This window comes from Thiothrix eikelboomii, from assembly GCF_900167255.1.
Classification (GTDB): domain Bacteria; phylum Pseudomonadota; class Gammaproteobacteria; order Thiotrichales; family Thiotrichaceae; genus Thiolinea; species Thiolinea eikelboomii.
Genome location: NZ_FUYB01000039.1, coordinates 1 through 9,666 on the forward strand (window position 1 = coordinate 1; position 9,666 = coordinate 9,666).

The 9,666-nt window shown below is 46.9% G+C and carries 14 protein-coding genes; all 14 read right to left on the reverse strand.

Annotated elements, in window-relative coordinates; genetic code table 11:
- Positions 1–342 precede the first annotated feature (342 nt).
- Positions 343–705 (reverse strand): CRISPR-associated endonuclease Cas2, encoded by a 363-nt coding sequence (gene cas2 / locus B5D50_RS19575; RefSeq protein ID WP_078924331.1) that lies wholly within the window; start codon positions 703–705, stop codon positions 343–345.
- Positions 705–1,484, reverse strand: a complete 780-nt coding sequence (locus B5D50_RS19580; protein WP_078924332.1) for a CRISPR-associated endonuclease Cas1 — start codon at positions 1,482–1,484, stop codon at positions 705–707. The genes cas2 and B5D50_RS19580 overlap by 1 nt, the downstream gene beginning before the upstream one ends.
- Before the next feature lie 2 nt (positions 1,485–1,486).
- The gene (gene cas1, locus B5D50_RS19585; RefSeq protein ID WP_159448690.1) at positions 1,487–2,434 is read right to left on the reverse strand and encodes a CRISPR-associated endonuclease Cas1; all 948 of its coding nucleotides are present in this window, start codon (positions 2,432–2,434) and stop codon (positions 1,487–1,489) included.
- A gap of 4 nt (positions 2,435–2,438) precedes the next feature.
- Positions 2,439–2,723 carry a CRISPR-associated endonuclease Cas2 gene (locus tag B5D50_RS19590; protein WP_078924334.1) on the reverse strand — a complete coding sequence of 95 codons (285 nt, stop codon included), beginning with the start codon at positions 2,721–2,723 and terminating at the stop codon, positions 2,439–2,441.
- 179 nt (positions 2,724–2,902) lie between these two features.
- Positions 2,903–3,193 carry a CRISPR-associated protein Csx16 gene (csx16, locus tag B5D50_RS19595; protein WP_078924335.1) on the reverse strand — a complete coding sequence of 97 codons (291 nt, stop codon included), beginning with the start codon at positions 3,191–3,193 and terminating at the stop codon, positions 2,903–2,905.
- On the reverse strand, positions 3,190–4,395 hold the full coding sequence (csx2, locus tag B5D50_RS19600; protein ID WP_159448691.1) for a TIGR02221 family CRISPR-associated protein: 1,206 nt from the start codon (positions 4,393–4,395) through the stop codon (positions 3,190–3,192). The genes csx16 and csx2 overlap by 4 nt, the downstream gene beginning before the upstream one ends.
- A 23-nt stretch (positions 4,396–4,418) precedes the next feature.
- Complete coding sequence (locus B5D50_RS19605) at positions 4,419–5,015, reverse strand: Uma2 family endonuclease (protein WP_078924337.1); 597 nt, start codon at positions 5,013–5,015, stop codon at positions 4,419–4,421.
- A gap of 30 nt (positions 5,016–5,045) precedes the next feature.
- Positions 5,046–5,459, reverse strand: coding sequence for a type II toxin-antitoxin system VapC family toxin (locus tag B5D50_RS19610; RefSeq protein WP_078924338.1), 414 nt, complete (start codon positions 5,457–5,459; stop codon positions 5,046–5,048).
- Entirely contained in the window at positions 5,459–5,704 is a 246-nt protein-coding gene (locus tag B5D50_RS19615; protein WP_078924339.1) for a type II toxin-antitoxin system Phd/YefM family antitoxin, read from the reverse strand. The genes B5D50_RS19610 and B5D50_RS19615 overlap by 1 nt, the downstream gene beginning before the upstream one ends.
- 70 nt (positions 5,705–5,774) lie before the next feature.
- Entirely contained in the window at positions 5,775–6,185 is a 411-nt protein-coding gene (locus B5D50_RS19620; RefSeq protein ID WP_078924340.1) for a hypothetical protein, read from the reverse strand.
- Positions 6,186–6,203: 18 nt separating this feature from the next.
- Entirely contained in the window at positions 6,204–7,379 is a 1,176-nt protein-coding gene (locus B5D50_RS19625; RefSeq protein ID WP_078924341.1) for an ATP-binding protein, read from the reverse strand.
- A gap of 294 nt (positions 7,380–7,673) precedes the next feature.
- Positions 7,674–8,933 (reverse strand): TIGR02710 family CRISPR-associated CARF protein, encoded by a 1,260-nt coding sequence (locus B5D50_RS19630; protein ID WP_078924342.1) that lies wholly within the window; start codon positions 8,931–8,933, stop codon positions 7,674–7,676.
- Positions 8,934–9,042: 109 nt separating this feature from the next.
- The gene (locus tag B5D50_RS19635) at positions 9,043–9,282 is read right to left on the reverse strand and encodes an HVO_A0114 family putative DNA-binding protein (protein ID WP_078924343.1); all 240 of its coding nucleotides are present in this window, start codon (positions 9,280–9,282) and stop codon (positions 9,043–9,045) included.
- Positions 9,283–9,388: 106 nt separating this feature from the next.
- On the reverse strand, positions 9,389–9,666 hold a 278-nt coding region (locus tag B5D50_RS19640), incomplete at its 5' end, for a transposase family protein (protein ID WP_143594434.1).

The following is a 9,666-nucleotide window of genomic DNA, read 5'->3' on the forward strand; positions in this document are numbered from 1 at the left end:
AGCGTCTTAATCCCTTCTCAAACAGGGAAACATTCAAACCTAAGACCACCTCCTCTAACCTCAGCCCCTTCATTGTCTTAATCCCTTCTCAAACAGGGAAACATTCAAACAGCGGTTTATATCGCTCTCTGCTGAGTCCATCGTCTTAATCCCTTCTCAAACAGGGAAACATTCAAACCGCTCGTGTCTGGCGAGCCTTTAAAATCAACAACTTACAGAGGCCCTTAGCAGGAAATGCACTGTATAAAAAGTTTGCATGAGAAAAATTTAAGCAATGCATAAAAATCCTACAAAAATCATCCCTAAATTGTTAAAGAAGCCAACACACTCCCTAGTGTACCGCTAGCTATTTGAGCGGGTCAATGCGCGTGTATGCTCATCCCAAAAAGTTTCTGCTTTCAACTGCGCCGCTACAGGCAAGCGCATGCCAGTTAACAACATTCCCTCATCCCATAATGGACGACCAATGGCACACCAATCGGGCTGATTCGGCAAAGGATAAATCCGAATATCATCCTCACGCGGATGAATCATCGTCGCCAACTGCTGTTCTAACTGCGCAATGCGTTGAGCATCCGCCTCTAATAAAAACACCGAATACTGCAAAGGCAAAGCTACCTTTTTCAAAAACCGATGAATCCGCTGTAACCGTTTCGGCTCAGCAATATCATAAGTCACAATATGCGGCAAACGCTGCTTCGCCATTAATCCACCTCCAAAGTTTTTAACTGCCGCCACAACCGATTGAGAGCAATCCGTGCTCGCTCTTCAAAATGCGCCTGATGCAACTCATAAAACGCCACGAGGCTATACCGCAAACCACGCTCGGCCTGTAAACTCGGACGTTCGCCGCGTAACACCAACCAATAAGCCTCTAAGATCAACAACTGCGCTAAATCCCGAGCCAAATGCACACGCCGTGTCACAGGCAGATGAATATTGTCACTAAACCCATACGCCGCCAGCACTTCAGCCACATGACTCGCTATCGGCGCTTGCAACTGCGCAGTGAATTGCCCAAACCGACAGGGCAAAAGGGCTTGCACCCAACGTTCCACTTGCCCCATCACTTGATAAGCCAAACGCCCCTGCAAATGATACTGACGGGTACGACCCGCCCGTTGCACCCATTGATACTCCTCTTGGCAACGCCATTGCTGATACACAGCATCCCCCTCAGGATGATCGGCGCAATACACCAACAAAGCCTCCAGCGGCGTTTGATTGCTGCGCTCACTTAAACAGTGCCCGATCAAACGCCCATCGCGCTCCCGAAAAGCCAAAGGAATGCCATAATCCAAACAAGCCAACAAAGCCGCCGTTTGCCACTCCACCTTGCCCGTCACCACCACACGCGCAATCCGCCGTAATGGATAAAACAAACTCAACTGCGCATGCGTTTGCACCCGTAGCGCCACGGCCTCCACACTCACCCGATCGGCTTGCAGACTATCCAAATACAAAGCTTGACGTGCTTCACTCATAATTAAATTTGCGCCTCCCACGCTCGCATCGCCCGAATCAAAGCCCGCGTTTGCCAGCGTAGCGCCCGAGTTAACGGCCGCAAACACACCTCAAGCTCCGCAAAAAAAATCTGCCGACCCGCTTTATCCAAAAAGCAGCCATTTGCATCGGTTTTAAAATGCTGCGCTCGTAATTGCTGTTGACTAAACTGCGTCCACACCCAAGCCTCAAGAGTCGGTCGCCATACCTCAATCACATCCGAGGCCAAGGATTCTCGCCCAAAACTCAGCTCATGATAAAAACCCAACAGAGGTTCTAAACCTTGGGTATGCAATACCTGTACGGCGCGATTATGTAGCAGTGTGAAGGCCAGCGACAAAGCTGCATTCACCGGATCAGGCGGTGGGCGACGCTTGCGCCCTTTAAAGCCTAACGATTCAGGGAGCACCGCAGCCAAAGCCACAAAACCTGCACGTGCCGCAGCACCTTCTATACCCAACAAATTTTCTAAGCCTTGCGCGGTCGACAGGCTAACCAAAGCTTGCTGAATTTGCCGCTCAGCACTTAACAAGGTTTTGCGCTGATCAGGGCGCTGCTGCTGCATATCGGCGAGGGTACGTAATTGCGCCTTGAATTTGGCGGCTAATAATTCACGACTAAACTGCAAACGCCAAGCCGCATCCTGCGCCAAGCGATAATGCAATAAACGCAAACTGGCGTCATTATGCCCCTGCCCCAACAGCAGAGCACGGCGCTTTGGTTTACGCGGACTGGCTACACTAAAGGCAATCCCACGCTCTGCCAACGCACCCAGCAAATTGCTATCGAGCTGCACATTGCTCAAACACACGACTCGTTCTAATAAGGCCAAAGGAATGGGGCGTTGGCGCTGATCCTGCAACCACGTGACCAGCGTTTCACCCTCTAATTTTAAACTGACATATTGATGATCTAAATAAAGTGTACTCATCCGCCTACCCCACATAAAACCAATCAGGATTACTCGGTGGAATCGCAATGCCTAAGGTATGCACCCGCTGCCGTGGGTCGAGGCGAATGAGTAAAAAACTATCCTCACGCAAATTCAGCAACAAACTCATGGCTAACAATAACTCCCCCTTCTCCGCTGCGGTCAGCCACACCTCATGCACCGACTTTTGCCCACCCGTGGCATAAGCCCGCACACAAGCCAAGGCCGCCCGCAAGCGATCATCCTCACAGACATCATAGGAAGCCAAATACAATAAACGTCCACTCATGCATGCTTTACCTTTGCCATCAGTTTCTGCCAAGCATCATGCCTGAAGTTAAAGCGCTAAGTGGAATTGACAAGCTTGTCAAAATCAAACTGACCAGCCCTAAAAAAATAGCTCGTTTGAATCGACTCCAAACGAGCTATTCACTAAAAAATTGAAAGCAAGAACTAAGCCAACAGCAATCAGACTTGCTGTGCAGTGTATTCTTCTAAACGTGCGCCATGCTTTTGCATAATCTCAGCCGTTAACTCTTGCCCCCGCAACTCGGCAGGCAACTCCAAAGTCAAATGAAAATAGCGCCCACCGCGCTGATTCACCTCAGCAATTAAATTCACCGGCAAAGTCCCTAAAACCAAATCACCTGCTTGAACTAGACTAACATCAAAATGTGCTAATGGTTGATCAATGTGGAAACCTTGGGATTCTGCCCAAGCAATCGCGCCGGAGTGGCGGGAGATGAAATAGGTGGTCATACAGTCTGCCTTGGAATTAAGGTTTTAAAAATACTTTGCAAGGTTTCACTTAAAACCACTCGATTTGCCACCGCTTTTTTTACTTCCTGATGCGTATGAGTACTGCTATGGGCTAATTGATTACGAATGCCTCTGAGTAAGCGGTAGGCTTGCCAAGTTGTGGTGGGTCTTAACGCTTCGTAATGCGCTTTGGCTTGATCGCGGTTATCAAAATTATCTACATTACCTTGATGTTCCACGGTTAAACGCGAAATAAAGGCTTCAAACCCATACAAAGTCGCTCGTAACAAGCTACCATTTTCCAAGGCTAGCCACGCAACGGACGCTTGCCGCTGCTCTGGATTTTGCTGGCTGACCCAAGCAAATCGCTGCTTTAAAGCAGGCAAAAACAACCGAGCATGTGGACTACATAACCCTTCTTCTTTGTGTAAAGCGCTTAAAAATTGCCTTAATTTAGCCCATGCTTTATGGATGTTATTAGTTTGCTCAAAAAAAGCGGCATCTTTCAGGCTGTCGGTGGCATGCTTGCTAAAACCGGATTGCTCCAGTAATGCGGCAAAGCTAGCGTAATCACCCGATCTATCATAGTAATAAAGCGCTTCGCTCCAACGATCAATTTCCAATAGGCCATCTAAGCGCATGACAGGCGTTAAACTCTCCTGACTTAGCTCTAAAGCACCGTAATAAATAGCCTCGATTTGTACATTTTTGAGGGTCTGCAATAATAGGCTACTTTGTTGCACTAACATGGGTAAATGGCGTAAGCCATGCGAAATGTCTAAAATAGCCGTATCACCGGACGCAAAAAAACCCACTAATTGCTCCAGCGTTTGCGTTTGCTCTAATTGAGTTCGCCCATAGGGAATTAAGCTTAACCGACAAGGTAAATTGAGGGTATTACTGAGTTCAATCGCTAATTGATTCAAAGTAGCTTGCTCAACACGATCTTGCTGGGCAGCCTCACCGATATTCAAAAGCGCTTGTTCAAGATCAGTGCGATGACTTAGCTCTGTTTCTAGCAGCAAATTATCCCACATACTGCCCGTGGTTCCGAGAATAACCAACTGATCGGGCTTCACTTGTTTAGCTAATTCCAAACCAAAGAAACGCGATGTACGTGTATTCTTATCTTCAAATACATAAGTCGCTGACTTGTAATTAGCAACCGCCTTGCCTAATAAAGTGACTAGAATCCGTGCCATAAAAATCCTATTGAGCCAATTAATCATTCATTTTGATTGAATGATAGCGTGGTTAAATAATCTAACATATCCGTATTCGTAACCTTATGATAAATATCGAGCACACTAAGCTCTATTTGTAGAGAGTCTAATTTAAAGCGATCACCTAAATAATAGTTCTCCGATTTCCAACTTTGACTCCGCCTTAATACTTCTACTTCTATAAAATCTTGCTCGACCAATACATATTCTTGCAAACTGGGTAAGGATAAATATTCGTTACGCTTCATCCCCTTATCTTGCTGGCGTGTACTCTTAGATAGGATTTCAATAATCAATAATGGGTTATCAATAAACTGCTGATCACCTTGCGTACTTTCACAAAATGCCACCAAATCTGGATAGCGAAAACGATTTACTCCCGTTTTCACTAAAAGATCAGAAGAAAATATCTCACAAGTATCTGATAATGTTGCGCTTATCTGGGTGAGTAAATTACGACTGATGCGATTATGATTAATACTCGCCCCCGCCATGGCATAAACCTGTCCTTCAAGGTATTCGTGCTTAAGTTCACTCTGCAGCTCACCCTGCAGATAATGTTCAATACTAAGAGGGGGTAAGGATTGAACTAGGGGCATAGGAGTATCCTAGGTTACAGTTTTTAAAAGTTAGGGTTGAATTTGAAAATAGCAACCTAAGCTTTCAGCTACTTGCCTTAAGCGTTTATCCTGAGTCGCTAATGGAAGTTTCTCACGTAAAGCCAAAGCTAAATAAGTAGCATCATAGGCAGAAAGCTGATGAGTTTGGGCTAAATGAAACAATGCATTATCCTCGATAATAGGAGAATATTTATCAGTTTGAATATCAAGAGCGGTGAGTAGTTTTAAAAAATCCTGTAGTTCAGGCGGTTGAATGCGTTGCCGACGCTCACCTACTACTAACACATTCAACACTTCAAGATGCCAAAGACGCGGCACAAGTGCTGTCTGCTCTTCCAAACAATCTAAAACCTTATCTGCATAATCACTAGACTCATCTTCAAAGCACCAAGCTAAGGCGACTGAGCAGTCCAGCACAAACATTAGCGCCGCCCCTCAGCACGTAGATCGGCAATCGTCTCACCTAAAGCCAGTTTTTTCTTGCGGAATGCCTTGAGCTGTTGAATAGCCAATTTTTTATTAGAGGCGTCACTCCCCTCTGCACCATAAGGTAGCAGTTTGGCTACCAATTTCCCGTGGCGAGTGATTCCCACTTCTTGGCCACTTTCTACCTTGCGTAGTACTTCAGCAAAGCGTGTTTTAACTTCATTGGACTGTATGGCTATCATGCTATATTTTTATCTTGACTGGTTGCGACTGGTTTATATTCACATAATCTTGAATGAATTGAAAGAGCAATTAGCTACCCACTTGAGTCCCCAAATCAAACTGCTCCAATTCCTGCTCACTGCAAGTAATCACCAGTTCCTGAATCGCTCCATTCACCTGTGCCTCTTCCAGCGCATCAAAAAATGCCTTCTGATTCAAAGCTTGCAATTCATAACGCTTGCCTTTTTCCCTCATCGGTAAAATACCCAGCAGCCCTTGAACCTCAGCACGGGTCAGATTCTTGCGGCGAATTTGCCCCTGCAAAGTAATCGTGATTTCTGGCTCAGGGCAATACAGGCGAATATCAATTAGCGCATTATCTTGCTTTTCTTTGCGCCATAAATAAGCGCGGATTGACAGTGAAACCAATAAACCGAATACACCCGCTACAATGCCGAGTTTATCGAGGACATCCCAGAAACTTATCCCGTTAAGCATCATGCTGTTAACCTACTGCACTCAAAACCACTCCACTACCGGGGTTGCCAAAAATACTTCCAACGGTATGCCACCTGTCCCCACGACCCGCTTAGTCACCTGTGGGAACTGCTTAGCAAAAGCATCTAGCCCCGCCAATGTGCCTTTATTACGTCCGCTTTTTACTTCAATGGCTAATACTTTATCACCTTGCCTCACCACAAAATCCACTTCTGCATTACCCTCACGCCAGTAGCTCAGGGTCAGGTTTGGAGGCAAGCTGTTGTACAAATAGCCACCTACCGCAGACTCCACTAAACGTCCCCATAGCTCGCCATCCTGTTGAGCAGCAACAAATCCCATCGGCTGTTGAGCACTAAACAAAGCATTATTGAGCACTAATAGCTTGGGGCTGGCGGCACGGCTACGCGCCGCATCTCCAGCAAATTTATCTAAGCCCGCCAGCATCCATGCTCCATTCAGCAAGTTCAAATAATGCGCGAGGGTGGTGGTATTGCCTGCATCCTGCAACTGCCCCATCATTTTTTGGTAGGATAAAATTTGCCCAGAATATTGGCAACCCAACACAAATAGACGTCGTAGCAAAGCAGGCTTGTCAATGCGTGCCAATTGCAACACATCGCGGGAAAGGGTCGGTTCGATAATTGAGTCCAGCACATAACTGCGCCACCGGAACTCATCCTCCACCAAGATCGCCGCCCCCGGATAGCCACCAAAATATACAAAGCGCGGCAGGTCCCAGCCAAATTCAGTCTGCATCTCCGCCAACGACCAATGTGGCACACGGATCAGCTCAAAGCGCCCCGCAAGGCTTTCCCCCAAACCCTGCTGCATCAAGAACTGGGCAGATCCCAGCAATACCACCTGCAAAGGGGTCTGGCTGAAGCTGTCCTCATCCCACAACATCTTCACTACCTCTGACCAGCGTGGCACTTTTTGCACCTCATCCAGCACCAATAAAGTCGGCTGCTGCTGTGCTAATAACCGTGCCACTCGCCACTGTTGTTCAATCCACAATACATCGGGCGGGGCAGGTAAATCCGCTGACGCATAATGCGATCGTCCAAGAAATGCGCCGATAGCTTGCCGTGCTAAGGTGGTTTTCCCGACTTGGCGCGGCCCCGCTAATACTTGTAGGAAACGGCGGGGCTGCTGTAAACGGGTGTTTAGAATCGCGAGTTGTGGACGTTGGTGCATGGAGACAGTCTTTTTTACTCAATTAATTGAGCAATTTTACTCAGAGTAACTTGCTTAATGCAATGTTTTGCAGGAAATGAACCGGGTCAAAGTGATAACGCCCACAGTAATACCGATTTTACCGAGGATGCCCCAAAGATTGATCCAATTATTCAGCAACTTGGGTGAAATCCACTCCCATTAGGTGTTATTTTCGCTGCCAGCATGGTGTCACACCTGTTACTGACTAAGTTTGAGCCTAGTGCCAATTCGCCCTGCTTGCTATCAGTGAGCTTGGAACTCATCTTGAATCAATTAGAACGTTAAAGTTTTTGGTAGCTGAGGTGGTAAGTGCCGTATACCTAGTTTGCTACTTTGCATAAGGAGCAGTGGCAATAAGGCCTCTTCGACAAAGAGCGTTACCCGCTGCCACTCCCCAGCAGTGATCGGGCTAAAACCATGCGCAAGGAGTGAGTGGTTGCGAATACTTAGTAGGTCTTTCATGCGCTCCTTATTTTGCTCCCAAAATACCCGAACTCCTTCATCACAATGGTAGGCAGCTAACTCCCAAGCCTCGTACAAAGCCACTTTATACAGTCCATCATTGTTCGGAACTAAACGCAAGGTATCAGGAATTTTATCGACTGCCACGCGACTAGTATCAATACTTGCTTGGTTTGCTAGTAACCATTGAGCTGACCATTCCAACAAACGATAAGCACGTGAGGTGGCATCATCAAAGCGTCGTTGTATAGCCCGTCGTTGTGCATTTAGCCATAAATCTAGCAAACGAGCGGGTATTTGTTTAGATGACTCATTGCACAATAGGCGCAATTGACTTGCATAAGGGGCTAATAGCTTCCCGTATTTACTTAGGTAGTTATCGAGTAATTCCAAGGCCGTCACATGGTCAAAACGATCCCACGCAGAAAATGCGGTACTCAAATTACGCACTGCTTGTAAGGTGCCTCGATCATCACGATTCAAGGGTTTTTGGTCAGCCAAATGTAGGAGAGTGTCATCATAAGCAAATAATTCCCATGAAGCTAAGGCATGCCTGAGCTTCAATTGAAAGCGGGTACGCCCAATTTGGGCTTGTTGCGATTGCTCTGTGCCATCCTTGACTTTCACCAGATTATTTCGTGAACCAGTCACTAGCTGTAAGTCGATACTGTCATGATCAAGGGCGGCTAGGCATAAGGCGGCCGACATGGTTTTTGTCCCCCCCGTGTAATCAGCCACGATCACATCCTCACGCTGTACATACTCGTAGATACAACGCGAAATCTCACTATAAGCATGATCAAGATCATCGGCATACACGCGCAACACTGCATAACTGTTACCCTCTCTCAGCCCTGCCTGAGTCGGAATATTAGGAAGGCTGGGCTTTTCATCCTTGAAGTCTTTCTTCAGGAAAATGCCACGTTTTTCGATTTGCTCATACGAACCGGGCTTACCTGTATCGGGGTCATCTTCCGAGCATACAAACAAAGTAAAATCAGGTTGGCTATCTTCAATCGCTTTGATGATGGGTTGATGTGAACCACCAACCGTGCAAATGAGTATTTTCATATTAACTCCACTCCTGCATAAGTCGTTGCTAAACCATCTAAATATTCATATCGACCGCGCTGATACCTCGTTTGAAGTTATTGGGGGCAAGCCTGATTAATCTCATTCATCAGGCAGCTACTGGCAACGGCAAGCGCACATCAATCTCATCCCAAGGCACGAAGACCTTACCGTGTTCGTCTTTTTCGATCACCAGCCATTCGCTCAGCAGGGCGACATCCTGATGCACATTGCGGTAATGCCGATCCAGCCGCTTTGCCAGCTCATAGATAGAAACTGCACCGAATTTTTTGAGTTCACTGATCAACTCCCAGCGCTTGAGGGTGAAGACCTTGGCGAATGGCTTCATAAATCGCCTAAATGCATGCGTGTAGTTACCTTGGCTACGCCTTGTTGATACAAAAATTCAAATTATCGAAATTGATTATCACTCAATAGACCTCTTGCGAAAATAATTATCCCCCAATCATCCGATTAACAAGAGCGGCGATCAACCGTAAGCGTAGCTCAAACCGTCGTCGCCGTCCTCGGTAAACCCCCTTCAGAATCCGAAAAATTTTCAGTGAGCGAATCCGATGCTCCACCTTGACCCGAACCTTGGCCAACCGCTGATTGAACTCCATTTGCTCCGGCTCTAAGTCTCGACCCGGCGGCTTTTTGAACGGCATGACCACAGAGCATCCCTCGACCCTGAACCCCACATAGCCCAGATCCACCGCACAGACGCTACCCG

Coding starts and splice junctions, on each gene's coding strand:
- B5D50_RS19580 (WP_078924332.1), bottom strand. CDS start 1,484: ATGAGTGAAGCACGTCAAGCTTTGTATTTGGATAGTCTGCAAGCCGAT.
- B5D50_RS19605 (WP_078924337.1), bottom strand. CDS start 5,015: ATGCCCCTAGTTCAATCCTTACCCCCTCTTAGTATTGAACATTATCTG.
- B5D50_RS19630 (WP_078924342.1), bottom strand. CDS start 8,933: ATGAAAATACTCATTTGCACGGTTGGTGGTTCACATCAACCCATCATC.
- B5D50_RS19635 (WP_078924343.1), bottom strand. CDS start 9,282: ATGAAGCCATTCGCCAAGGTCTTCACCCTCAAGCGCTGGGAGTTGATC.
- B5D50_RS19620 (WP_078924340.1), bottom strand. CDS start 6,185: ATGATGCTTAACGGGATAAGTTTCTGGGATGTCCTCGATAAACTCGGC.
- B5D50_RS19590 (WP_078924334.1), bottom strand. CDS start 2,723: ATGAGTGGACGTTTATTGTATTTGGCTTCCTATGATGTCTGTGAGGAT.
- cas1 (WP_159448690.1), bottom strand. CDS start 2,434: ATGAGTACACTTTATTTAGATCATCAATATGTCAGTTTAAAATTAGAG.
- csx16 (WP_078924335.1), bottom strand. CDS start 3,193: ATGACCACCTATTTCATCTCCCGCCACTCCGGCGCGATTGCTTGGGCA.
- csx2 (WP_159448691.1), bottom strand. CDS start 4,395: ATGGCACGGATTCTAGTCACTTTATTAGGCAAGGCGGTTGCTAATTAC.
- cas2 (WP_078924331.1), bottom strand. CDS start 705: ATGGCGAAGCAGCGTTTGCCGCATATTGTGACTTATGATATTGCTGAG.
- B5D50_RS19625 (WP_078924341.1), bottom strand. CDS start 7,379: ATGCACCAACGTCCACAACTCGCGATTCTAAACACCCGTTTACAGCAG.
- B5D50_RS19610 (WP_078924338.1), bottom strand. CDS start 5,459: ATGTTTGTGCTGGACTGCTCAGTCGCCTTAGCTTGGTGCTTTGAAGAT.
- B5D50_RS19615 (WP_078924339.1), bottom strand. CDS start 5,704: ATGATAGCCATACAGTCCAATGAAGTTAAAACACGCTTTGCTGAAGTA.